This window comes from Novosphingobium mangrovi, assembly GCF_022818885.1.
GTDB classification, from domain to species: Bacteria; Pseudomonadota; Alphaproteobacteria; order Sphingomonadales; family Sphingomonadaceae; genus Novosphingobium; species Novosphingobium mangrovi.
The window spans coordinates 243,858-267,513 of record NZ_JALHAT010000001.1 but is presented as its reverse complement, the minus strand read 5'-3'; the positions used below and the strand labels follow the sequence as shown (position 1 = coordinate 267,513).

Annotated in this window: 17 protein-coding genes; 11 read left to right on the top strand and 6 right to left on the bottom strand. The window is 66.1% G+C overall.

What is annotated here, in order from left to right; genetic code table 11:
- The first annotated feature begins 14 nt into the window (after positions 1–14).
- Together MTR65_RS01180 and MTR65_RS01175 are read left to right on the top strand one after the other, a co-directional pair.
- On the top strand, positions 15–2,297 hold the full coding sequence (locus MTR65_RS01180) for a TonB-dependent receptor (protein WP_243796446.1): 2,283 nt from the start codon (positions 15–17) through the stop codon (positions 2,295–2,297).
- 104 nt (positions 2,298–2,401) lie between these two features.
- Positions 2,402–4,090: a glycoside hydrolase family 3 protein gene (locus MTR65_RS01175; protein WP_243796445.1), complete on the top strand. Its 1,689-nt coding sequence runs from the start codon at positions 2,402–2,404 to the stop codon at positions 4,088–4,090.
- 29 nt (positions 4,091–4,119) lie between these two features.
- Here MTR65_RS01175 and MTR65_RS01170 read toward each other — a convergent pair whose 3' ends face one another.
- Complete coding sequence (locus MTR65_RS01170) at positions 4,120–5,178, bottom strand: LacI family DNA-binding transcriptional regulator (protein ID WP_243796443.1); 1,059 nt, start codon at positions 5,176–5,178, stop codon at positions 4,120–4,122.
- Positions 5,179–5,364: 186 nt separating this feature from the next.
- On the opposite strand from MTR65_RS01170, the gene MTR65_RS01165 reads away from it, so the two are divergent.
- Positions 5,365–6,708, top strand: a complete 1,344-nt coding sequence (locus tag MTR65_RS01165; protein ID WP_243796441.1) for an MFS transporter — start codon at positions 5,365–5,367, stop codon at positions 6,706–6,708.
- Positions 6,705–8,438, top strand: a complete 1,734-nt coding sequence (locus MTR65_RS01160; RefSeq protein ID WP_243796438.1) for a sulfatase family protein — start codon at positions 6,705–6,707, stop codon at positions 8,436–8,438. The genes MTR65_RS01165 and MTR65_RS01160 overlap by 4 nt, the downstream gene beginning before the upstream one ends.
- A gap of 72 nt (positions 8,439–8,510) precedes the next feature.
- Here MTR65_RS01160 and MTR65_RS01155 read toward each other — a convergent pair whose 3' ends face one another.
- Complete coding sequence (locus MTR65_RS01155; RefSeq protein ID WP_243796436.1) at positions 8,511–10,238, bottom strand: arylsulfatase; 1,728 nt, start codon at positions 10,236–10,238, stop codon at positions 8,511–8,513.
- A gap of 209 nt (positions 10,239–10,447) precedes the next feature.
- On the opposite strand from MTR65_RS01155, the gene MTR65_RS01150 reads away from it, so the two are divergent.
- Positions 10,448–11,266, top strand: a complete 819-nt coding sequence (locus MTR65_RS01150; protein ID WP_243796433.1) for an SGNH/GDSL hydrolase family protein — start codon at positions 10,448–10,450, stop codon at positions 11,264–11,266.
- Here MTR65_RS01150 and MTR65_RS01145 read toward each other — a convergent pair.
- Both MTR65_RS01145 and MTR65_RS01140 read right to left on the bottom strand, forming a co-directional pair.
- Positions 11,263–12,222: a toxin-antitoxin system YwqK family antitoxin gene (locus tag MTR65_RS01145; protein ID WP_243796432.1), complete on the bottom strand. Its 960-nt coding sequence runs from the start codon at positions 12,220–12,222 to the stop codon at positions 11,263–11,265. The two genes, MTR65_RS01150 and MTR65_RS01145, sit on opposite strands and share 4 nt — an antisense overlap.
- Positions 12,223–12,271: 49 nt before the next feature.
- Complete coding sequence (locus MTR65_RS01140) at positions 12,272–13,480, bottom strand: MFS transporter (RefSeq protein WP_243796431.1); 1,209 nt, start codon at positions 13,478–13,480, stop codon at positions 12,272–12,274.
- 123 nt (positions 13,481–13,603) lie between these two features.
- On the opposite strand from MTR65_RS01140, the gene MTR65_RS01135 reads away from it, so the two are divergent.
- A complete protein-coding gene (locus MTR65_RS01135) occupies positions 13,604–14,500 on the top strand; it encodes a LysR family transcriptional regulator (RefSeq protein WP_243796430.1) in 897 nt (298 codons plus the stop codon).
- A gap of 28 nt (positions 14,501–14,528) precedes the next feature.
- On the opposite strand, the gene MTR65_RS01130 is transcribed toward MTR65_RS01135, so the two are convergent.
- Positions 14,529–16,469, bottom strand: coding sequence for a BCCT family transporter (locus MTR65_RS01130; protein WP_243796480.1), 1,941 nt, complete (start codon positions 16,467–16,469; stop codon positions 14,529–14,531).
- Positions 16,470–16,840: 371 nt separating this feature from the next.
- Here MTR65_RS01130 and MTR65_RS01125 point away from each other — a divergent pair, with 371 nt between their 5' ends.
- The 4 genes from MTR65_RS01125 (at position 16,841) to MTR65_RS01110 (ending at position 21,598) form a co-directional block, all read left to right on the top strand.
- On the top strand, positions 16,841–18,451 hold the full coding sequence (locus MTR65_RS01125) for an MFS transporter (RefSeq protein ID WP_243796429.1): 1,611 nt from the start codon (positions 16,841–16,843) through the stop codon (positions 18,449–18,451).
- 53 nt (positions 18,452–18,504) lie between these two features.
- Complete coding sequence (locus MTR65_RS01120) at positions 18,505–19,677, top strand: HlyD family secretion protein (RefSeq protein ID WP_243796428.1); 1,173 nt, start codon at positions 18,505–18,507, stop codon at positions 19,675–19,677.
- On the top strand, positions 19,677–21,149 hold the full coding sequence (locus tag MTR65_RS01115) for an efflux transporter outer membrane subunit (RefSeq protein ID WP_243796423.1): 1,473 nt from the start codon (positions 19,677–19,679) through the stop codon (positions 21,147–21,149). Before MTR65_RS01120 ends, MTR65_RS01115 begins: the two co-directional genes overlap by 1 nt.
- Positions 21,150–21,256: 107 nt before the next feature.
- Positions 21,257–21,598: a hypothetical protein gene (locus MTR65_RS01110; RefSeq protein WP_243796420.1), complete on the top strand. Its 342-nt coding sequence runs from the start codon at positions 21,257–21,259 to the stop codon at positions 21,596–21,598.
- Positions 21,599–21,754: 156 nt separating this feature from the next.
- Here the strand turns inward: MTR65_RS01110 and MTR65_RS01105 are convergent, their stop codons facing one another.
- Positions 21,755–22,357: a TetR/AcrR family transcriptional regulator gene (locus tag MTR65_RS01105; protein WP_243796418.1), complete on the bottom strand. Its 603-nt coding sequence runs from the start codon at positions 22,355–22,357 to the stop codon at positions 21,755–21,757.
- Positions 22,358–22,467: 110 nt separating this feature from the next.
- Here MTR65_RS01105 and MTR65_RS01100 point away from each other — a divergent pair, with 110 nt between their 5' ends.
- Complete coding sequence (locus MTR65_RS01100) at positions 22,468–23,652, top strand: efflux RND transporter periplasmic adaptor subunit (protein WP_243796416.1); 1,185 nt, start codon at positions 22,468–22,470, stop codon at positions 23,650–23,652.
- Positions 23,653–23,656 lie beyond the last annotated feature (4 nt).

Here is a 23,656-nt window from a genome sequence, read left to right as displayed (position 1 = left end):
GTGGAGAGGATCCGATGAATTTCCGAAAGACTGAGCTGGCCTGCGGTATCGCGGCCGGTGTGATGGCACTGGCGCTGGGCGCTCCGGCCTTCGCGCAGGACATGGCGGCCGAAGCCGCCGCCGAGGACACTGTCACCGGCAACGCCATCATCGTCACCGCGAACATGCGTGAGGAAACGCTTCAGGAAGTTCCCATCGCGGTTTCGGTTGTCAGCGGCGAGCAGCTGCAGGCAGCAGGCGTCAGCGCGGTCGAGGGTCTTGTCCAGGTCTCTCCCTCGCTCACCTTCACCCAGGGCGACAATCCGGGTGACAGCTCGCTCAACATTCGCGGTATCGGCACCACCGTCTTCTCGGTCGCGACCGAGCCTGCGGTCTCGATCGTCGTCGACGACGTCGTGATGGCGCGCGCCGGGCAGGGCTTCCAGGACCTCATCGACGTGCAGCGCGTCGAAGTCCTGCGCGGTCCCCAGTCGACCCTGTTCGGCAAGAACGCCTCGGCCGGTCTCGTGTCGGTCACCACGTCGGATCCGACCTCCTACCTCTCGGGCAAGGTCGACGGCAGCTTCGCCCAGGGCGGCGAATGGCAGGCGCGCGGCATCATCTCGGGCCCGGTGGCCAAGGATGCGGGCCTCAGCGTCAGCGGCTACTACAAGGATTTCGACGGCTTCATCGACAATGTCTCGGGCATTGGTGATGACAAGCTGGGCGGTTATCGCAACTATGGCGGCCGCGCCAAGTTTGTCTACGAGCCGCATGGCGACCTCAAGATCACGCTGATCGGCGACTACCGCAACGGCACCAACGATGCGAGCCCGACCCTGCGCGCGGTCGATGGCCAGGCCTATGCCGACGCCGTGTCCCCGGTCGTCCCTTCGGCGAAGAACCGCGACGTCAACCTCAACGCCGACACCACCAACGACAGCGAACAGTGGGGCGTCTCGGGCCGCATCCAGGCGCGCCTGAACGATGATTTCCAGGTGGTCTCGATCACGGCCATGCGCGGCTGGGACTTCACCGCCCGCGCCGACGTCGACTACACCTCGCTCTCCGAGCCCGTGCCCGGCGTGAACCTGTGGGACGTCAACACCGGCACCACCAGCCTCAAGCAGTACTCGCAGGAATTGCGCGTGGTCTCCGATGACCTCGGCGGCTTCGACGTGCTGTTCGGCGGCTATGCCTTCCTGCTCGACCTCGACACCGGCTTCCAGCGTCGCCAGATCTTCCCGACCGGCCCGCGCAGCGGCCAGTTCACGGGTTCGACCAAGAACACCAACCTTGCTGTCTTTGCCAGCACCAACATCTATCTCACCGACACGCTCGAGATGTTCGGTGGCCTGCGCCTCCTCCACGAGACGCTGGACTGGGACGTGTACCGCGACCCCAGCGACGTGCTCGTGGCTGGCGACAGTGCGCTTGGCGGCGCGACGGGCGTCCCGGCCGACTTCGATGGCAAGACCAGCGACACCGCGCTCGTCGGCAAGATCGGCCTGCGCTACCAGCTGGGCAGCCTCGGCAATGCCTACGCCAGCTACTCGCGCGGCTACAAGGGCAAGGGCTTCAACCTGATCTTCGGTGCGCAGGAAAGCTACGAGCCGGTCGACGCCGAGCAGTCCGACGCCTTCGAAGTCGGTGCCAAGCTGCAGAGCCTGGACGGCGTGTGGTCGCTTAACGCAGCGCTGTTCTACACCAAGTACAAGAACTTCCAGTCGCAGGCACAGCTGCCCGGTGACGTCGCGTTCTACCTGCTCAACGCCGGTTCGACCTCGACCAAGGGTATCGAGCTGGAAGGCACGGTCCGCCCGACTTCGCTGACCACGCTGAACCTGGGCATGACGCTGCTCGACGCGCGTATCGACTCCTTCCCGCTCGGCCCGTGCTATCGCGGCCAGACTGCGGCAGAGGGCTGCGTCGATGGGGTGCAGGATCTGTCGGGTGGCGATCTGCCCAACGCGCCGGACTTCCGTCTCACCGGCTCGCTGCGCCAGACAGTGCCTTTCGGTGACAGTGCGCCTGTCGACGGCTTCGTGATGGTCGATGGCAGCTACCAGACCAAGGTGTCCTACCAGATCGACCAGAACCCGCGCGCCGCGCAGGGGGGCTTTGGCCTGGTGAACCTCTCGGCCGGTGTGGAATCGAAGGATGACAGCTACTCGGTGACCGTCTTCGTGCGCAACCTGTTCGACCAGAACAACGTGTCCAACATCTTCGACTCCGGCTTCAATGGCGGTCGTACCTACCAGCAGGTCCTGCGCGATGGCGCACGCTACTGGGGTGTGCGCGCGTCCTACAGTTTCTGAGGGCCCACCCTCCCTCAGGAAAACCGTCTGGCGGCGGCCCGCTCTCTCCTCCTCCTCCCAGGGCCGCCGCCAGCACATCCGCCACCAAGATGGACCTGGCCTAGATGACCGACTGCGAACTGAATGACCCTGTGACCATCGATCCCCTGGCGCTTTCGTCCGAGGATCGGGCCTGGGTCGAGGGCACGCTCGACACGCTCAGCGTCGAGGGCAAGGTCGGTCAGCTCTTCGCACTCAGTTCGATCGGCGATGACCTCGCCGAAATTTCCCGCCACTGCGCACTGGGCGTGGGCGGGATCCATCGCTTCCCCGGGCACGACCTCAAGGCGGCCTGGGAAGCGACCCGCGCGGCCATTCAGGAATCGCGCATTCCCCCGCTCATCAGCGGGGATATCGAAGGGGGCACGGTCAGCCAGGCCTTCGCCACCGCCGTTCCCAACCAGATGGGCCTTGCCGCCTGCGCGGACGAGGACCTCTCGCGCCGCATCTCGGCGATCGTCCTTCGCGAAGCACGCCGTCAGGGCTTCAACTGGACCTTCAGTCCGGTCGTCGACATCAACCGCAATTTTCGCAACCCGGTCGTGGGCACACGTTCCTATGGCTCGGACATGGCGACGATCCTGCGCGAAGCCGGGATCATGACCGAGGTGCTCCAGGCGGGCGGCATCGCCACCTGCGCCAAGCACTGGCCGGGCGATGGCATCGATGATCGCGACCAGCACCTCGTCACCAGCGTCAATGGCCTCTCCATGGACGAGTGGCACGCGAGCTTCGGCAAGATCTACCGCACCATGTTTGCCAAGGGCGTGATGTCGGTGATGTCCGCGCATATCGCGCTGCCCGCCGCCTTTCCCGCGGATGCCGGGGCCGGGCGGTTCGTGCCCGCGTCGGTTTCGAAGCGCCTGAACCTCGAACTCCTGCGCGGCGAACTGGGCTTCAAGGGCCTGATCGTGTCCGATGCGACGCCCATGGGCGGCCTCACCGGCTGGCAGGAGCGCGCCGAGGCCGTGCCCGCCGTGATCGAGAACGGCTGTGACATGTTCCTGTTCTCGCCCGATCCGGGCGGGGACTATCGCCACATGATGGACGGCCTTCGCCGCGGCGCGCTGAGCGAGCAGCGTCTGGAAGATGCCGTGCGCATGATCCTGACCCTGAAGGCCCGGCTTGGCCTTCACCGCATGACCCTGGATGAATGGGTGCCCCCGCTTGAGGAGGGCACGACACGCCTCTCCACGCCCGAGAGCGAGGCTGTGGCGGCCGAGGCGAACGCGCGCGCCATCACACTGGTCAAGGATACGCAGGAGCTTCTGCCGCTCGACCCTGCGCGCCACAGGCGCGTGGTGCTGCTGGCCGAGGAAGGCTGGAATTTCATCTCCGGCGCGCTGCCGCGCAGTCTGGATGTGTTCTGCGAGGACATGCGCAGGGCCGGTTTCGACCTGCGCATGTATGACGCGGAGACCCCTCCGGCTCCTGAGGACACCGACCTTGTCGTCTACCTCATCGGCCAGGAGGCAACCGCCAGCCTCTCGCACATCTACCTGGACTGGACGGCGCTCCACGGCGGCGCGCGCAAGGCGATGAAGCGCTTCTCGCGCGAGATACCGACGCTGATGATCTCGCTGGGGCAGCCCTATTACCTTTACGATGCGCCTGACGTGCGCACCTACATCAATGGCTACAGTGCGCTGCCTACAGTGCAGACCGCGCTGGTCGAACGGCTGCTCGGCAAGGCGCCGTTCACGGGCGTGAGCCCGGTCGATCCCTTCTGTGGCGAAGAGCAGCTTCGCTACTGAAACCAGAGCGCTTCGGGTCGCAACGCGCCTCAGGACGAAGGGGGCGCAACCGAATTTCGCTCGATGATCTGGTAGTCGACGAAGGTGGTTCCGCCCGGAGCCGCCTTCGTCTCCTTGTCGCGCGCCTGCAACTCGGCCACCAGGTGGCGCGTGGCGACTTCGGCGATCTCGCCAAGCGGCTGGCGCACGGTGGTGAGCGCGGGCCAGATCTTCACCGCGATGGGCGTATCGTCGAAGCCGACCACCGAGATATCTTCGGGAATGCGCAGGTTCGTGCGCAGCGCCACGTTCACGAAGGCGGCGGCCATGTCGTCGTTGCCTGCGAACATGGCGGTGATCGCGCGCTTGCCGGGCAGTATTTCCTCGGCGAGGCGCAGGCCCGCATCGAAGGTCGGCCGGGCGTTCCAGACCAGCGCTTCATCCAGCGCGAGGCCATGGTCGGCGAGCGCGCGGGCGTAGCCGGCAAAGCGGCTTTCCCCGGCAAGGCTGGGAATGCGCACGAAGCCGATGCGGCGGTGGCCTGCGCGCAGCAGGATGCCGGTCGTCTCGTAGGCCGCCTGTTCGTCGTCGATGCGCACGCAGTGCATGTTGCCCAGTTCCCGGCCCGAGGCGAGGGCGACCATGGGCACGTCGTATTCCTCAGGTAGGCCTGCCGCGCTCACCCGTTCGCACAGCGGCGGGGGCAGGAGCAGGCCGTCGGGTGACGTGCTCAGGAATTCGCGCACCGAATCGAGCGGGCTCTTCTGGTCGTAGACCTTGATGTTGAGCTGGACGCCGAGCCGGGCCGAGGCATTGAGCGCGCCGACCAGCATCGCGCTCAAAAGCGCGCTGTCGCTGTCGCGGTGGAACAGGCCGATGCGGTAATTGCTGGCGCTGGCCAGCGCTCGCGCGGCGGTGTTGGGCCGGTAGTCGAGTTCGGCGATGGCCTTGAGGACCGCCTCGCGCGTGGCGGGAAGAACGCTAGGCTTGTTGTTGAGAACATTGGAAACCGTCATCGAGGAGACACCGGCGTGGCGCGCGACGGCGGCCATCGTGACCCCGCCGCCCGAACGCCTGCGCGACCGTGTGCCCACTTTCTTGTCCATCATCCACGTCCCCGGTCTTCCCCGGGCTGGTTGACAAGGGCCCGAGCTTTTACTAGCAATTTAGCGCTACATTGCGTCATGCCGTCCTGTCTTGCAAGACAGTTCGTACAGGTGCAATCGCTTCGTGTCGCCAGACTGCACGCTAAAGAACACGGCGCAAACGATAATGCGCACTGCGAGAGGATCCCGATGACCGCCACCCCCGCATCCGAGGCCGCCACCGAGGCGCCCTGGCCACCTGCGCGCGAAGCGTGGACCGCCGCGATCCTGCTTATGCTGGCCTACACGCTGGCTTTTGTCGACCGCCAGGCGCTGGCGCTCCTCGTGCAGCCGATCAAGGAGGACTTCGGGGTCAGCGATACCGCGATGAGCCTGCTTTACGGCCTCTCGTTCACGCTGTTCTACGTCCTTGTCGGGATCCCGGTCGCCTGGGTGGCGGACCGCTCGAACCGGCGCAACATCATTGCGGCCTCGATCTTCATCTGGAGCCTTGCGACGGCGGCCTGCGGTATGGTGCGCAGCTTTACCGGCCTGTTTACCGCGCGCATCGCGGTGGGCGTGGGTGAGGGCGGCCTTTCGCCCTCGGCCTACTCGATCCTCGCCGACTATTTTCCCAAGGAAAAGCTGGGCCTTGCGATGGGCGTCTACAACATGGGCGTCTACTTCGGCGGCGCGGGTGCGCTGATCCTGGGTGGTCTCATCGCAGGCGCGATCCCGCCCAATTCCGATGTTCTCATTCCGATGCTCGGCACGATGAAGGGCTGGCACATCATCTTCCTGCTGCTGGGCATTCCGGGCGCGCTGCTTTCGCTGGCGATGTTCCTCGTGCGCGAGCCCAAGCGCCGGGGCAGCGTCAGTGACGCTCAGCCTGCAGCCGCGCCCATGGGCCATTTCTTCAGCCAGCTGCGCACGCATGGGCGTGCCTATTTCGGGATCATCGTCGGCTTTTCGCTGATGATCTTCGTGGGCAACGGCACAGGCGCCTGGATCCCGGCCTTCCTGGAACGTTCCTACGGCATGAACATCAGCGAGATCGGTGCGTCCTATGGCTGGATCGTGTTCTTTTGCGGCACCGGCGGCGCGCTTTCGGGCGGCTTCGTGGCGAGTGCGCTGGAAAAGCGTACGCCCTATGGCAACCTCAAGGCGGCCGTTATCGGCTTTACCGCGCTGATCCCGCTTACCATCGGCTTCCCGCTGATGCCGACCGCCGCGCTGGCGCTCGCCGGGATCGGGGCGATGAACTTCTTTGCCGGGTTCAACTTCGGCGGCGGCCTTGCCGCGCTGCAGGGGCTGACGCCCAACCGCATGCGGGCGATGGTCTCGGTCGTCTACATGCTCTCGATCAACCTGATCGGCTCCACCCTCGGCCCGACGGCTGTGGCGCTGGTGACCGACCTCGTCTTTGGCGACCCGGCGCGGGTGGGCGAATCCATTTCGCTCGTGTGCGCGGTGGCCTCGCCGCTGGCTCTCGTCCTGCTGCTGGTGGGCATGGCCGGCCTCAAGGCATCTGCCCGGAAGGAAAGTGTGGCATGAAGAACCTGCCCTCGCGCAAGAGCCCGCTTGGCGCGCGCATGAAGAAGCTCGCCCTTGCTCTCGCTGGCACGGCGGCGATCGCCAGCCTGCCGCTCTCCACCGCGCCGGTGCAGGCGCAGTCGGCGGCCCCTGCGGCCGAGGCGGGCGCGCAGCCGGTGCGCACCGTCAATGGCAAGCCGATGAACATGATCTTCGTGCTTGTCGATGACCTGCGTTTCGATGCCATGGGCTTCCTGACGCCCGGTCTCAACACGCCCAACATCGACTATCTGGCGAGCCACGGGACCTATTTTCCCAATGCGGTGGTGACCTCGTCGCTGTGCAGCCCGAGCCGCGCGACGATCCTGACGGGCCAGACCGCGCGCAACCACGGCGTGATCGACAACACCAATTCGAGCGAGAAGGGCCTCACCTTCTTTCCGAGCTACCTCCAGCAGGCGGGTTACCAGACCGGCTTCTTCGGCAAGTGGCACATGGGCGATGCCAACGCGGACCCGCGCCCCGGCTTCGACCGCTGGGTCAGCTTCCAGGGGCAGGGCACCTACTTTCCGACCGAGCGTCTTTCGCCTGAGGAGATCGCGGCGGGCAAGCGCCAGCAGCTCAATGTCGATGGCGTGGAGGTGAACCGCAAGAAGTACATCACCACCGAGCTCACCGACTACGCGCTCGACTGGCTGAAGGAGCGCGACACGAAGCAGCCCTTCTTCCTCTACCTCAGCCACAAGGCGGTCCACTCCGACCCGACGCCCGAGGAGAGCCACAAGGGCGAATACGCGGACCTTGCCGTCGATCTGCCCGAGAGCTGGGCGGACACGCCGCGCAACAACGAAGGCAAGCCCATGTGGGTGCGTAACCAGCGCAACAGCTGGCACGGCGCGGACTTCCCCTACCACACCGACGAGCCGCTGCCCGAGTACATCCGGCGCTATTACGAGACGCTGGGTTCGGTCGACGACAGCCTTGGCCGCATCCTCGCGTACCTGCGCACGAACAAGCTCGATCGCAGCACGATGATCGTGTTCTATTCCGACAACGGCTTCCTGTTCGGCGACCATGGCCTGATCGACAAGCGCAACGCCTATGAGCCTTCGGTGCGCGTGCCGATGGTGGTCTGGGCGCCCGAGATCGTGCCCGAGGGCAAGACCGTGCCCAACCTTGTGCGCAATCTTGACCTCGCCCCGACGTTCCTCGATCTGGCGGGTGTGGCCGAGCCCGAACAGATGGAAGGCAAGAGCTTTCTCTCGCTCGCCGAGGGGCGCACCGCGCCGGAGAACTGGAACGCGGGCGACTTCGTCTACGAGTATTACTGGGACTGGCAGTTCCCGCAGACGCCGACCACGTTCGCCATCGAGCGCGACGGGTGGAAGTACATTCAGTACCACGGCATCTGGGACACCGAGGAACTCTACAACGTCGCGCAGGACCCTGAGGAACTGCACAACCGCATCGAGGATCCTGCGCAGCTTGACCGCAAGAACGAGCTGCGCGCCGCGCTCTACGCCGACCTCGCCAACCAGCGCGGCAAGCACGACATCCCCTACACGCAGCGCGCCAGCAAGGGCCTGGTCCTGCGCCACAAGGATGGGCACCGCGCGGCTGACTTCCCGAGCGAGTGGTACGCAGAGCCCAACCTTCCGGGCAAGATGAACGACCTCTATCCCGACACCGAGGCCAAGATCGAGGCCGACCGCAAGGGTGAGCGCTACGTGCCGGATCGCCGCGGCCATTGAGCCAGGCATCTGCCGATGTGAAAAAGGCCCGGTCGCTCGTGGGAGCGGCCGGGCCTTTTCGTTGGTTGCATGTCAGTGCGGAACGCTCATGTCTCCGGCCAACATGCAGAAGCTGGCGGGCGGCGGGGTCAGTTCCGGCCCGACCCAGCGTGTCCATTCGCTGTGCCAGAGGCGCTGCATCTCGGCGAGTTTCTGCGGGTGGCTCGCGGCAAGGTCATGGGCTTCGGCAAAGTCCTCGGCCGTGTTGAAGAGTTGCCACTGATCGTGTGCAAAGGTGTCGGAGGCGCAATCGTGCAGGGCAACGGCACGCCAGTTTCCATCGGTGATGGCGCGGTTGCCGCGCAGCTCGAAGAACTGGCGCTGGCGGCCCGGGGCCTGGGCATCGTTCAGGGTGCGCAGGAACGAACGACCGGCCACGGGGCGCTGCGGCGTTCCGTTCACCGTGGGCGCGAAGTCGAGACCAGCGGCGTCCAGCAGGGTCGGGCCGACATCGATGACATCGACGTACTGCTCGCGGATCGCGCCGCCTGTGCGGACATGCGCGGGCCAGGACACGATCAGCGCGGTGCGTACCCCGCCCAGGAACGGCCAGAGCTTGTAACGGCGAAACGGGGCCGAGCTCGCGCTCGCCCAGGGGCGGGGGTATTCGGACTGTGTGGCGACCGTGCCGAGCTCGATCATGCGCGCGCGCTGCTCGGCAGGTGTCAGCGTATTGGCCTGGTAGAGCCCCTCGAAGAAGCCACGCTGGCCTGCCTCCGACGCGGCCCCGTTGTCCGAGAGGACGAGGATCAGCGTGTTTTCGAGCAGGTCGTGGGAGCGCAGATGCTCGACCAAGCGGCCGATCTGGGCATCGGCATGCTCGATGAAACCGGCGTAGACTTCCATGTAGCGGGCGAAGACGAGCTGTTCGTCCTCGCTCAATTCGTCCCAGGCGCGGTCATCCTCCTCGCGCGGGGGCAGGGTGCAATTGGCAGGGATCAGCCCCATCTCCTTCATGCGCGCGAAGCGCTCGCCCCGCACGATGTCCCACCCGCGCCGGTAGCGGTTGGCGTAGCGCGCGGAGAATTCGGCCGGGGCCTGGATCGGCGAATGGGCAACGCCCATGCCCATCTGCAGGAAGAACGGACGATCCCGCTCGCCATTGTCCACGTGGGCCGAGACGAGCGCCATGGCCTTGTCCGCCATGTCGACCGAGAAGTGGTAGTCGCTGGGCAGGTCCGGGTCGATGTAGTCGTCGTTTTCGACCAGGTCGGGCCTGTACTGGTCGGTCCAGCCTTTGGCGAAGCCGTAGAAATAGTCGAACCCGCGCTGGCGTGGCCAGTTGCGGCGTGAGGTCCCCGGCTCCAGTTCGTCGCTGGGGATCAGGTGCCACTTGCCCAGTAGCCAGGTCGCGTAGCCGCCGTCCTGCAGGACCTCTGCCGTTGTCTGGATGTCATCGGGCAGGCGGAAGGCGTCGGCGTCGTAGCGCTCGGCGAAGGGCCCGAAGTTGGTGTCGGGCACGTCGGGGAAGTTGACCGAGTGGCCATTGCGCCCGGTAAGAAGCGCCGCGCGCGTGGTCGAGCACACGGCCTTGGTGTCAAACCGGTTGTAGCGCACGCCGCGCTTTGCCAGCGCGTCGATGTGGGGCGTGCTGATTTCCCCGCCAAAGCAGCCGAGGTCCGAAAAGCCGATATCGTCGAGCACGATGGTGACGATGTTGGGCGTTCTCGGAGCCTGCCGGGTCGCCGCACGGGACTGTCCGGCCAGCATGGTCCCGGCCAGCAGGGCGCCTGCGAACCGGCGTCTGGAAAGCTGTATCATCAAATTCGTGTCCTGTGATTTGTCCGGGCCCGGGGATGGCGTCGTGGCCTGCCAGTCCTTCGCGTATCGCAATCCAGGGCAGGGCAAAAGGTTGCGAGGCCCAAGGGGCTGGGAACATTCGCCGTTTTCAAGCGTGCCGCGCTGGTCTAGCTCTGCCTTCGCCAAAAGGACTGCGGGAGGGACCCGCGAGAGAGAGGATGAGTTAGCCCATGCGTCATGCCGCCACCGCGATTGCCGGAGCCCTAGCCCTGAGCGCAGCGCTCGTGGTGCCTGCCGGAGCGCAGACGCGCGTGGACGGCGATCCCCATGCGCAGGACCCGGTGGGCATTGTCGAGGAGCCGTGCCCGCACCATCCCATGCCCAGTGATGGTGAGGGCTGGCACATCTGGAACCTCCATATGCTGACGCGCGACTTCGGCCAGTTGTGCCGCTACGCCGAGGCGAACACGGAGCTCAAGGCGAAGAACGCTCCGGTGGAGGTCGTCTTCATGGGCGATTCGATCACCGACAACTGGCAGAACATCGACCCGGATTTCTGGACGGGCGGCCGGGTGGATCGGGGCATCTCGGGCCAGACCACGCAGCAGATGCTGGTGCGCTACCGCGAAGACGTGCTCAATCTGAAGCCCCGCGCGGTCCATATCCTGGCCGCGACCAACGACATCGCCGGAAACACCGGAGCCGCGACGATGGAACAGGTCACCGGCAACATCGAGACCATGGCCGAACTCGCCCGTGCGCACGGGATCAAGGTGATCCTGGGCTCGGTGCCCCCGGCAAAGGCCTTTCCCTGGGCGCCCGACAAAACGCCCGATCCGCAGGTGCGCGCGCTCAACGCCTGGCTAAAGGCCTATGCGGCGCGCGAAGGGCTCACCTATGTCGACTACTGGAGCGCACTTGCGGCCCCCGACGGGGCGATGCGGGAGGGGCTCTCTTCGGACGGCGTGCATCCCACCGCGAAGGGCTATGCGATCATGGCCCCGCTGGCGAAGGCCGCCATTGCCCATACGCTTGGGAACGCCGATTAAGGACAGTCGTCGGGCGGCTCGGCGTGGAAAGCGGGCGTGAGAAGTTCGTGATCGAAGGCCTCGACCCGCTCGACCAGCTTGCCGCAGCGGTGAATTGTTTCCAGGCGATAGACACCGGGCGCTAGCGAATAGCCCATTTCGGCAAGGCGGCGCGGATCGTCGGTTCCGCTCTGGATGACGGTGCGTGTCTCGCAGCCGTTGTACTCGGTGGTCTCCAGCCCGCGGCCGTGCCCGGGAATGTCGAGGGGATGGCTTTCGCGCCGCATCGAGCCGTCCAGGTTGTAGGCCGCGCCGCGCAGGAAGCGTCCCGCCTCGTCGTATTCGGCCAAGGCGAGGAGAGTGCCGTCCTTGCTCCACAGCGGTTGCGGACCGACAGGACGCCCCATGGCGTAGTGCTTGTGGCCGACCGCGCCTGAAGCCCGGTATTCCACCTGGTCGCCATCGGCACGGCCCTTGCGGTAGTTACCGTATTCCTTGAGCCGTCCGTCGCGTGCGTAGTTGATGTAAGGCCCGTCGCGCTTGCCCTCGCGCCAGTGCGCCTTGGAGGCAAGCTGGCCGTTTTCGTGAAAGACGTAGTAATCGCCCTCAAGTCCGCTCGGGCCATAGGTCCAGCGTTCGAGGAGGGTGCCCTCGTCCGACCAGTGGCGGTAGGGGCCATCGAGCGCGCCCTCGCTCCAGCTGCGCTCCACCGCCAGGACGCCCGTGGGATAGAACTGGCGGTCGAGGCCGTCCTTACGCCCGTCGCGGCATTCGACACGGCGGCGCAAGGTGCCATCGGCTGCGCGAAGATCGAGAATGCCGGTGAAGGCATCGCGCTGCGAAACGGCGCAGAGTTCGGCTTCGGAATAGTCGCGCTGGTAGGGCTTTTCGACCGCCTCGGACGGCGCGCCATGGGCAGGGGCGACGACGAGCGCGGCGGCGATGAGGGGCAAACTTCCGTGAATATGCAAGGACATGGGGCGCGTTCTAAGGATTACGCCCCCGACCTTGCAAGGGACCTACGGTTCAGGCGGTCACTGCGCGGGTCTTCTGGAAGCGGGCAAGCGCGATGGCGGCGGCGGTCGCTAGGGTGAGGACAAGCGCGCTCACCATGAACTCGTGCACGGCGCCTAGCGTGTCGAAGCCGATCCCGCCCAGCGTCGCGCCCAGGGTAATGGCGACCTGGATGATGGCGACCATCAGGCCGCCACCCGCTTCGGCGTCTTCGGGCACGGTGCGGGCCAGCCAGGTCCACCAGGCGACGGGTGCGGAGGTCGCGGCAAAGCCCCAGATGGCGAGCAGCGCGATGGTAACAGGCAGCATGTCGCCGAACTGGGCAAGGGCCAGCGCGACCACCGCCATGACCGCCGGAAGCGTGGCAAGCAGGGCAAAGAGGCGCCCCTCTACGATGCGCCCGATGACGAGCGTGCCGACGAAACCCGAACCGCCCACGATGAGCAGCAGAGTGGAGAGCAGCGAGACGCCCACGCCGGTCACCTGTTCCAGGAAGGGGCGCAGGTAGGTGAAGAGCGAAAACTGGCCAATGAAGAGGAGCGCGACCGTCACGAGGCCCGCGGTCAGGGGAGCATGGCGCAGCAGGTCGAGCAGGCGTCCGCCCTCGGTCTTGCGGTCAGGGTGCAGGCGCGGGAGCGCGAAGGCCTGCCAGGCCACGGCCAGGACCGCCAGCGGGACAACGCACCAGAACGCGCCGCGCCACCCGATCCACCCGCCCAGCAGGCTTCCCAGCGGCGCGGCCAACGTCATCGCCAGCGCGTTGCCGCCGTTGATGATCGCCAGCGCCTTGGGCACGTCGGCATCGGGCACGAGGCGGATCGAAACGGCCGCGGACATCGACCAGAATCCGCCCAGGGCAAGGCCCAGGAACGCGCGCCCGGTCATCAGCACGGCGTAGCTGGGCGCCAGCGAGACAAGCACGCTCGCGATGACGAGGAGCGTGGTCAGGGCCAGCAGGACGTGCTGGCGCTGCAAGCTGCGGGTCAGACGGCCGAGCGAGAGGCTGGCGATGACGGCAAAGAGGCCGGAGGCCGCAATCGTCTGACCGGCCTGACCTTCGGTGAGGTCAAGCGAGGCGGCCATCGGGCTCAGCAGGCTGACGGGCAGGAATTCGGAAGCGACCAGCACGAAGCTGCACAGGGCCATGGCATAGACCGCGCCCCAATGGGCCGGGCTTTCAGACGGCGGTGGCGAGGTGGGGGAGGTGTGCGGGGAGCTCATGGTCATCAGGTCCGGTTCGGGCAGGTCTATGCCGTGCGTGGTCGGGGAGTGTGCCCTCTAGGGGATCTTTCGCAATTGAATTAGAGGGTGTTTTCTTGAATGCTTTATGAGTACGGCTCAGGAATGGAACGCCATGACCTGTCCGACTTCGTTGCCTTCGTCACGATCGCGCGCCTGCGCAGCTTTACCCGCGCAGCGGCACAGCTGGGGGTGACACCGTCAGCGCTCAGCCATCGCATGAAGGCGTTGGAGGCGCGTCTGGGCATCCGCCTCCTCAACCGCACGACGCGCAGTGTCTCGCCGACCGAAGCCGGGGAACGGCTGCTTGGGTCGGTCGGGGCCAAACTCGATGGGATCGAGGCCGATATCGCCCGGCTGGCCGAGCTGCGTGACCGGCCGGCGGGAAACATCCGGGTGAACTCGGACGAACTGGCCGCGCACAAGATCCTCTGGCCGATGCTGCGCGATTTCCTACCGCGCTTTCCCGACATCAACGTCGAAGTCACCATCGACAACGGCTTCACGGACATCGTGGCGAGTGGCGCCGATGCGGGCGTGCGGCTTGGCGGAGTGGTGGAGAAGGACATGATCGGGGTCGCGATTTCGCCGCCGCTGCGGATGCTCGCCGTCGCTGCGCCCGACTACTTCGCGAAACATGGACGGCCCAGGACGCCACGTGATCTGGTCGATCACGCCTGCCTCAACTACCGCTTCACATCGAACGGGGGGATCTACGCCTGGGAGTTCGAGGAGCAGGGGCAGGCGCTCGATGTGCGCGTGGGTGGCCAGCTCATCTTCAACAGCATCTTCCCGATCATGCAGGCCGCGCTCGATGGGGCGGGGATCGGGTGCGTGCTCGACATCCATGCCGCCGAGTATCTGGAAAGCGGAGCGCTGGAGGCCGTGCTGGAAGACTATTCGCTGCCTTTCGAGGGCTACCAGCTCTATTACCCGAGCCGCCGCCAGCCCACGCCCGCCTTCTCCGAATTCGTGAAGGCGCTGCACTACCGGGGCAGATGAACCGACCCGGTCGCGCAGCGCTGGGGTATCACGAAATACGGCGCAGGTGCCGGAAGCGGCCGTAGCGCGTCAGGAGGTCGTCGATGACCTGAGCACGGGAGAAGCCGGTGACATCGTGCGGGGCACTGGCGTCGGAGGCCTGCGCCATCGCGCGGAAGTGGCGGCGTTCGGAATCGTGGGACTTACGCGTTTCGGCCCAGACGAAGCTGGGCTTGAGATAAGGACGACTGCGCACCTGGTATACGAAATCGCCGCGATCGCCGTGGGCCACGGTCAGGCGTACATGGCCCTTGTCCGCGTCGAGTTCGGGCACGAGGCCGTTGTCGCGCATCTCGTCCGCCACGGCGTCGAGCGCGGGGCCGACGGTGTCGGTGAGGAAGGCGTCGATCTCGGCCTGGTGGAAGACACCGGCAATGTGGCCCAGGCGCTGCTGCCAGTTGATTTCGGCGCGCGGCGCTGCGGGCGTGAGCGAGGCCGAAAGGTCGCTCGACTCGCCTTCACGTTCGCCGTTCAGAGCCTTGAGCAGGCCATAGCACATGAAGACCATGATGATCGCGAAGGGCAGGGCGCTCGCGATCGCGGCGGTCTGCAGCGCGTCGAGGCCGCCCGCGACCAGGAGAGCCGCCGCAATGCCGCCTGCGCAGACCGCCCAGAAGACGCGCTGCCACACCGGCGGGTTTTCCGCCGCGCCCGAGGTGATCATGTCGATCACGAGCGCGCCGGAGTCCGCCGAGGTCACGAAGAAGGTGACGATGAGGATGGTCGCGATGAACGAGGTGATCATGCCGAAGGGCAGGGCCTGCAGCGTCTCGAACAGGGCGACGGGCATGTTGTTCTTCACGGTTTCGGCAATCGGGGCGACGCCCGACATGTCGAGCGAGATCGCGGTGTTGCCGAAGACGGTCATCCACAGGAAGGTGAAGAGCGCGGGGACGAGCAGCACGCCGCCCACGAATTCACGAATGGTGCGTCCGCGCGAGATGCGCGCGATGAACATGCCAACGAACGGCGACCAGGCGATCCACCAGCCCCAGTAGAACAGGGTCCAGTCCGCCAGCCAGGGGTTGGGCTCATAGGCGTACATCCGGAAGGTGCGTGAGACGAGGGCACCCAGATAGGCGCCGATGTTCTGGACGTAGGCCTGGAGCAGGAACACGGTCGAACCGGCAAAGAGCACGAAGCCCAGCAGCAGCACGGCCATGATGATGTTGAGTTCCGACAGGCGCTTGACGCCCTTGTCGAGCCCAAGGACGACTGAGAGCGTGGCGAGCGCGGTGATGACGGCGATCAGGACCAGCTGCACGGCGGTGTCGATGGGAAGGCCGAAGAGGTAGCTGAAGCCCGCGTTGACCTGCAGCACACCCAGGCCAAGCGAGGTCGCGACACCGAACATGGTGCCCAGTACCGCGAAGATGTCGATGGCATCGCCGATGGGGCCGTTGATCTTGCGCCCGATCAGCGGGAACAGCGCCGAACGGATGGTGAGGGGAAGGCCACGGCGGAACGAGAAGTAGGCAAGGGCCAGGCCAACGACGATGTAGACCGCCCAAGCGTGCACGCCCCAGTGGAAGAAGGTCAACACCAGCGCGCGCCGGGCCGCCTCGATGCTGCCGGGCTCGCCGCTTGGCGGCGAGGCGAAGTGCTGGATCGGTTCGGCGACCCCGAAGAAGACGAGGCCGATGCCCATGCCCGCGCTGAACAGCATCGCGAACCAGGACAGGTAGCTGTACTCCGGCTCGCTGTCGTCAGGCCCCAGCTTGATGTTGCCGTGGCGGCTGAGCATCAGGAAGATCACGAAGACGAGGAAACCCGCCACCGCCAGGATGTAGAACCATCCGAAATTCTGGACCAGGAACTCCTGGACGTGGGTGAAGATCCGCTCCGCGCGCTTGGGGGCAAGCACGGCCGCCAGTGCGAAGGCGAGGATCAGGACTGCGGACGTGAAGAACACCGGTGGATTGACCGCCATGCGGAAGCCGGATGGGCGCTCTGTCAGTTCGCTGACGTTCGGATTGGGGGGGGTATCTTCGCTCATCAGGGCCATCGTCTACGTATTGAGATTGCATGAGGCAACTTTTGAACGGGAAACTTGTTGCCCCCCGACGTGAAACAAATCGGCAATGGGGCGTGGCGGACGTGCGCTGAACGGTGCCCACGGTGGGAACGAAGCTGTCAGATGTTGGCGCTTTCATCGGTTGACAAAGACAACCCAATCTCTCAGTTGACCTAAATCAACTGAGAGATTGGGTTCAATTCATGGTAGATGACACGAAGGACGCGGTCCTGCGGGTGGGGCGCGGTTGTCGCTGCGCCGGTGCCGTCGGGCGCGGCTGAACGGGTATGGACAAGAAGCCCCTGCTGGGCCTTGCGGGCGCGATCGTTGCGGCCATGGCGGCCGAATTCAACGACCAGGTCAGCGCCATTGCCCTTGTCGACGTGCGCGGCGCGATGGGCATCGGCCATGACGCGGGCACCTGGATCGAAAGCCTCTACGTGACTGCGATGGTGATCGGCATGGCGCTTTCGCCGTTCTGGTCGACGGTCGTGACGTTGCGGCGCATCGTGCTCTTTGCGATCGGCCTTAATCTCGCATCAAGCGTGCTCATCCCCTTTGCACCCAATATCGAGATTCTCTACCTCCTGCGCATCTTCCAGGGCCTTGCCCAGGGTTTCACGATTCCCCTGCTGATGGCCGCCGCGCTGCGTTTCCTTCCCCCGCCGATCCGGCTCTGGGGGCTGTGCTGCTATGCCCTTACCGCCACCTTCTTTCCCAATCTCAGCGCGGGCGTGGCGGCGCTGTGGACCGAGTTCGTCGACTGGCGCTTCGTCTTCTGGGAAGCGATCCCGCTGTGCACGCTGGCGGGACTTCTGGTGTGGCACGGTATGCCGCAGGACCCGATGAACCTGGCGCGCATCCGCCAGTGCGACTGGAGCGGAACGGCCCTTGTCATTCTGGGGATGGGCGCGCTGACGACGATGCTGGAGCACGGCAACAGGCTCGACTGGTTCAACTCGCCCCTCATCTGCGTGCTCGGGCTGGTGAGCGCGGTAGCTGTGCCGCTTTTCGTCCTTAACGAATGGCGCAGTCCGGCTCCGCTCATCGGGGTGCGTCTGCTCGGACGGCCCAATGTGGCCTATGCGGTGATCACGCTGTTCTGCTTCATCATGATCGGCATGTCGTCTTCGGCGGTGCCGATGGCCTACCTCGCCGAAGTGCAGGGCTACCGCCCGCTCCAGTCGGCCACGATTATGCTGGAGATCGCTGCGCTCCAGTTTCTCTACCTGCCGCTCGCGGTCTACGTGCTGAAGCAGGACTGGGTGGATTCGCGCTGGGTGAACGGTTTTGGCCTCGTCTGCGTGATCGTCGCTTGCATCGGCTGCAGCCAGCTGACCTCGGCCTGGAACCGTGAGCAGTTCTACATGTGGCAGGCGATCTCGGGCCTGGGTCAGGCGTTCGTCGTCGTCTCGCTGCTGATGATGGGGACGAACGCGGTGGTGCCCCAGGAGGGGCCGCAGGTCTCCCCGCTTATCAACATGCCGCGCGCGGTGGCACAGGCGCTGGGCACGTGCCTTCTCGAACTGGTCGCGCATTTTCGCGGCGAGCTGCATGCTACGCGCCTGATCGAACGGGCCGGGAGCCATGCCTTCGCGCTGATCCGTGGCCCCGTGCTCGACCCGCGCCACGCCCCGCCACTGGCCGCAGATGGCAGTGCGCGCAGCGCAGAGGCGCTGGGCGCCTTCCATGAGGCCATCGTGCGCCAGCAGGCGGTCATGGTGGCAAGCGACCAGTACCTGTTCCTGGCCGGGCTGGCCGGTTTCGTCCTCCTCGTCCTGATCGTGCTGCCGGTGCGCACCTATCCACCGCACATCGCGCTGGTGAAGGCGGCGCCGGGCAAAGCACCTCCCACAAGGACCGGGATGCCATCGGCCCCGGCTCCTGTGCCAGCCTGAACAGCGCATAGTTCTCTTCTTCTCTCCCATCGCCGAACTTCCTGGAACCCCTTATGTCCAAGACACTCCCTCCCGCCGAGCGCGGGCCGCGCCGCCCCTGGATCGTCGGCTCGATCATCATCCCGGGTGATAACGACCGCTACGTCCTCCACCCGCACTGGCCCTGGTACGCGGGCGGGTTCGTGATCCTGGCTTTCATCGCCTACGTCCTGTTCAGCCTCTTCGTGCCGCGCTCGGAGGTTGCCACCGACGATGCGCGTGTCACCGCGCACTACGCCGTGATCGCCCCGCGCGTCGCGGGCCAGGTCGTCTCGGTCGATGTCGAGGACAACCAGATGGTGAAGAAGGGGCAGCTCCTTGCCCGCCTTGATGATCGCGATTTCCGTGTGGCGGTGGACGAGGCGCAGGCGCAGCTCGACCGTGACCTTGCGCAGGTCGCCAACGCCGAGGCCGCGCTGGCGCGTCAGCCCGCGCTGGTCGCCCAGGAGCAGGCGCAGGTGCGCCAGGCCAGCGCGCGTCTCGACCTCGCCGAGGCCAACGCCACGCGCTACGACAACCTCGCCAATTCCGGTTCCGGATCGCGCCAGGCCCAGCAGCAGGCGCGCGCGACCCAGCGCGAGCAGGCCTCGCGCGTGGAGGAGGCCCGGGCCGCCGTCCAGGCCGCGACCCGCGAACTGGCCGTCCTGCGCGCCGCGCGCGAGGCCGCGCTGTCGGCTGTAAAGGCCGACCGGGCACGGCTCGCACAAGCCAAACTTGACCTCGGGTACACCCGCATCACCGCTCCGGTCGATGGCATGGTCGGCCAGCGCGAGGCCGAGCCCGGCAACTATGTTGCGCCCGGCTCGGCGCTGATGGCGGTCGTGCCGCTGGAGGAGACTTTCGTCGAGGCGAACTACCGCGAAGTTGCGCTCAAGCACGTGGCGCCGGGGCAGCACGTGCGCATTCACGTCGATGCCTACGACATTGACCTCGACGGCGTGGTCGACAGCGTGCCACCGGCGACCGGCGCGGCGTTCTCGCCCGTGGGGCCGGAGAACGCGACCGGCAACTTCACCAAGATCGTCCAGCGCCTGCCGGTCAAGATCCGTTTTTCCGCAGGGCAGCCCGAGGTGCGCCACCTGCGCATGGGCATGTCGGTCGAGACCCGCATCGAGACCCACTTTGCCAATGTCATCGGGGGCGAGACGCAGACCGCCTACTTCGGCAGCAAGGAGGCGGTGGAGTGATGCCGCGTCGTCTCGCCGCGCTCGCGCTGGCCGCAAGCTCCCTTGCCGCACTTTCGGCCTGCACGGTTGGCCCGGACTACACCCACCCCGTGGCCGAAGCCCCGCCGCAGTGGGCCGAACGTCCCGAGGCCCCCAGTACGACCATTGGGGGCGAAGTCGACGGGCGCTGGTGGGAAACCTTCCAGGACCCGCAGCTCTCGGCGCTGGTCGAGCGCCTCCTGGCGCAGAACCTCGATCTGGCTGTCGCCGCCGAGCGTATCCAGCAGGCGCAGGCCCAGAGCCGGGTGACGGGGGCGCAGGGGCGTCCCCAACTGGGCGCGCAGGCAAGCTACGCGCGTACCCGCCGCAGCCCGCAGGGCCTCTTCTCGCAGTTGATGCCAGCCCCGGGCTCGAACCCGGAAGTCAACGAGTTTGCCGATACGCTGGGCGCTTCGTGGGAACTCGATCTCTTCGGCAAGGTGCGCCGCGCCGTTGAGGCGGCCGACGCGCGCACCGGTGCGCTGATCGAGGCGCGCCACGCGGTCGCGCTCGATGCCGTGGGGGAACTGGCGGCCCGCTACATGGAGCTGCGCGGGGTGCAGGCGCGTGAGGCGATTGCACAGGACAACCTTGAAACGGCGCAGCGGACCTTGACGGTGGTCGAGGACCGCTTTGCCAATGGTCTTGGCACGCGCCTCGATGTCGCGCGGGCGAGGGCGCAGGTCGAGGCAATCTCGGCGCGCCTCCCCCAGCTGCACAGCCGCCGCGTCCAACTCATCAACGCGCTCGGCACGCTCCTTGCCAAACCTCCGCGTGAACTCGAGGCCGAGCTGGCGCCGGTGCGCGCGCTGCCGGGGGTACCGCCTACCGTGCCGGTCGGCCTGCCCGGAGAACTCATGCGCCGCCGCCCGGATATCCGCGAGGCCGAGCAACGCCTTCATGCCGCAACGGCCGAGACCGGCGTTGCGGTGGCGGCCTTCTATCCCTCGATCAGCCTTGGCGGCCGCTTTGGCACGGAAGGTTTCCACGCGAAGAATATCGGCGAGTGGGCAAGCCGGGCGTTCAGTGTCGGCCCGGTGATCAGCTTGCCGATCTTCCAGGGCGGGCGCCTCAAGGGCACGCTGGAGCTGCGCGAGAGCGAGCAGCGCGAGGCCGCGCTGGTATACCAGAAGGCGGTGGTCGAGGCGCTCAACGATGTCGACAACGCGCTGGTCTCCTACGCCGATATTCAGGCGCAGCGCGACCGCCTGGCCCGCGAAGTCGCGCAGGACCGCACCGCGCTTGGCGCCGCGCGCGACATGTACCGCGAAGGCGCGGTGGGGCTGCTGGATGTCACCCTGGCGCAGGCGGCCCTGCTGGAAGGCGAGGATCGTCTGGCCCTGTCCGAAACGGCTGTCAGAGGAGGGCTGGTGCGGCTCTACAAGGCACTCGGTGGTGGCTGGGAGGCTGCCGATGCGGCGCCGCACAATAACCTGACGCAGAAGGCTGAGTAGTTAGGTAGCTATACAAATATATACGCGCTGGAAATCTTCGGAAGAATCGGTAACCTCGGCATGAAACGCACGAACAATACGGCGTGACCATGACGGAGAGTGCTGAAATGATCGAAGGAAAGGGTGGGCCTGCGGGTGGAGCCTGTGTCGATACGGACTTCGCGGAAGTCGACAGCGGCGACAAGGCCATGATCCTTCTGCAGACGATGATCTGTTACCTGCGCGAGAAGAACATCCTTTCACGCGCCGACATCGAAGTCCTGCGCGAGCGGGTCGAGTCGCGGATGGAGGATGCGCGGGCGGAAAAGGCGGTTCGGGCCGAAGCGTCCGGTTCGGCGGACCTTCCCTGTGATGCAGCCATTGCCCGCGCCGCCGCGCGCGAGATGCGCGAACTCGATGAATATTGCGGCAAGCGCTACGGCGGCAAGCACCGTCGCCGCGTGAACTGATCCCGTTGCCTCTCGGTGGGGCAGGTCCTTGCGCTCCGCCGAGCAGGCCAGGTATCGGCCGGTCAGATAGAGAAATTCGAAAAAACCAAGGGGATGGGGCGGTTGACCGGACATATTTCGGATCAAGAACCGCTCTAGCCCCACTTTTGCGCTGGGCTAGTCGATACCGATTTCGCGCCGTACCAGCGCCGTGACGTACGTGCGCAAGGCCGCGCGATCCATCGCCGGGTCGAGCTGTTCGCCTGCGGCGATACCCCAACTCAGGACCTGCACCAGATTGATGATGAGCGTGCGTGCGCTCTCATCCAGATGCGGCGCGATCGAGGTGAGGGCGCGGTTGAGCTGTGGGCGAAAGCGCCCCAGGATACAGGCATTGATCTGGGCGATGCTCTCGCTGCGCCCGGACTCGGCCATGATCTCCATCAGCATGCGCCTTTCCTCGAACTCGTACTCCTCCTGGAGCAGCCGTGTGATCCACTCCGTGATCGTGGCCTTGTCATCTTCGGCGATGGCCCGGTTGAGCGTCTCCTCCTCGAGCCAGACCTGCAGGCTCTCCTCGCAGATGGCGGCAATGACCGCTTCCTTGCTCGCGAAGTCGCGATAGATCTGCCCCACGGCAATGCCCGATTCGCGCGCGATCTGGGATACGCCGGTCAGGTGAAAGCCCTGATTCGCGAACAGTCGGCGCGCCGTTGCAATCAGCTTGCGGCGGCGCTCGTCGCAGCGCGCTGTCCGTTGGCTGGCGGTGTCTTCCATCATTTTTATCCCGTGCGTCGCTTGTGCTTTTTGCTGCATTGCAGTAGTGGGCCGTGCAATCGTGAGTGAACGATCGCTCACACAATGCATATCATCGTTATCGGGTGCGAACCATGAAGAAGTTGATCCCAATCCTCGGGCTGCTCGTTTCGGCGTGCGGCGGCGGGTCGCAACAGGCTGAGCCGCAGCCGCCGGAAGTCGGCGTGATGGCCGTGCGCACCGAGACGGTCGATCTCCAGGCAGAGCTCCCGGGGCGTACCAGCGCCTATGAGACCTCGGACGTGCGTCCGCAGGTCAACGGGCTCATCCTGCGCCGCCTGTTCGAGGAAGGCGACAACGTGCGGGCCGGTCAGGCGCTCTACAAGATCGACCCCGCGCCCTACGAGGCGCAGGTGGCAAGCGCGCGCGCCGCGCTGGCGCAGGCCAAGTCGCAGATCGCCGCGAGCGAGGCGCAGGCCCGTCGTTATGGCGAGCTCGTCAAGATCAACGCGATCTCCAAGCAGGAGGCCGAGAACGCCGAGGCCGCCGCCGCCCAGGCCCGCGCCACCGTCCAGGCTCAGGAAGCTGCGCTGCGCAGCGCGCAGATCGACCTCGCCCGCACCACCGTGCGCGCGCCGATCTCGGGGCGCATCGGACGTTCGACCTACACCACCGGCGCGCTCGTTTCGGCCTCGCAGGCCGAGCCCCTGACGACGATCCAGCACCTCGACCCGATCTACGTCGACATCCAGCAGTCGAGCGCGGACGTGCTGCGCCTGCGCCAGGAGATCCTTGCGGGGAAGCTCGCGGGCAACGGCTCGGCCGCGCAGGTCAATCTGACGCTGGAGGATGGCAGCACCTATCCGGCCGAGGGGCGCCTCAAGTTCACTGACGTGACCGTCGATCCCAGCACGGGCAGCCAGGTCATCCGCGCGGTCTTCCCCAACAAGCAGGGCCTCCTGCTTCCGGGCATGTATGTGCGCGCGAGCTTCGTGGAAGGCACCAAGGCCGACGGCCTGCTGGTTCCCCAGCGCGCGGTGCAGCGCGATGAAAAGGGTCAGCCCGTCGTCCTCGTCGTCGGCAAGGACGGCAAGGTTTCGCAGCGCGTGATCGAGACCGACCGCACCGCGGGTACCAACTGGCTGGTCACGGGCGGCCTCAAGGAAGGCGAGAAGATTGTTGTCTCGGGCCAGCAGAACGCGCGTCCGGGCGCGACCGTCACACCGCAGTTGATGAAGCCGGGCGAAGTCGGCGACCGCTCGGGCAAGGAGGTCGAGGCTCCCTCGACCGAAGCTGAAAATCCGTCCGAGGGGCGTTGATCCC

Coding starts and splice junctions, on each gene's coding strand:
- MTR65_RS01180 (WP_243796446.1), top strand. CDS start 15: ATGAATTTCCGAAAGACTGAGCTGGCCTGCGGTATCGCGGCCGGTGTG.
- MTR65_RS01120 (WP_243796428.1), top strand. CDS start 18,505: ATGTCCAAGACACTCCCTCCCGCCGAGCGCGGGCCGCGCCGCCCCTGG.
- MTR65_RS01130 (WP_243796480.1), bottom strand. CDS start 16,469: ATGGCGGTCAATCCACCGGTGTTCTTCACGTCCGCAGTCCTGATCCTC.
- MTR65_RS01155 (WP_243796436.1), bottom strand. CDS start 10,238: ATGATACAGCTTTCCAGACGCCGGTTCGCAGGCGCCCTGCTGGCCGGG.
- MTR65_RS01150 (WP_243796433.1), top strand. CDS start 10,448: ATGCGTCATGCCGCCACCGCGATTGCCGGAGCCCTAGCCCTGAGCGCA.
- MTR65_RS01140 (WP_243796431.1), bottom strand. CDS start 13,480: ATGAGCTCCCCGCACACCTCCCCCACCTCGCCACCGCCGTCTGAAAGC.
- MTR65_RS01100 (WP_243796416.1), top strand. CDS start 22,468: ATGAAGAAGTTGATCCCAATCCTCGGGCTGCTCGTTTCGGCGTGCGGC.
- MTR65_RS01175 (WP_243796445.1), top strand. CDS start 2,402: ATGACCGACTGCGAACTGAATGACCCTGTGACCATCGATCCCCTGGCG.
- MTR65_RS01160 (WP_243796438.1), top strand. CDS start 6,705: ATGAAGAACCTGCCCTCGCGCAAGAGCCCGCTTGGCGCGCGCATGAAG.
- MTR65_RS01170 (WP_243796443.1), bottom strand. CDS start 5,178: ATGATGGACAAGAAAGTGGGCACACGGTCGCGCAGGCGTTCGGGCGGC.
- MTR65_RS01165 (WP_243796441.1), top strand. CDS start 5,365: ATGACCGCCACCCCCGCATCCGAGGCCGCCACCGAGGCGCCCTGGCCA.
- MTR65_RS01110 (WP_243796420.1), top strand. CDS start 21,257: ATGATCGAAGGAAAGGGTGGGCCTGCGGGTGGAGCCTGTGTCGATACG.
- MTR65_RS01135 (WP_243796430.1), top strand. CDS start 13,604: ATGGAACGCCATGACCTGTCCGACTTCGTTGCCTTCGTCACGATCGCG.
- MTR65_RS01145 (WP_243796432.1), bottom strand. CDS start 12,222: ATGTCCTTGCATATTCACGGAAGTTTGCCCCTCATCGCCGCCGCGCTC.
- MTR65_RS01125 (WP_243796429.1), top strand. CDS start 16,841: ATGGACAAGAAGCCCCTGCTGGGCCTTGCGGGCGCGATCGTTGCGGCC.
- MTR65_RS01115 (WP_243796423.1), top strand. CDS start 19,677: ATGCCGCGTCGTCTCGCCGCGCTCGCGCTGGCCGCAAGCTCCCTTGCC.
- MTR65_RS01105 (WP_243796418.1), bottom strand. CDS start 22,357: ATGATGGAAGACACCGCCAGCCAACGGACAGCGCGCTGCGACGAGCGC.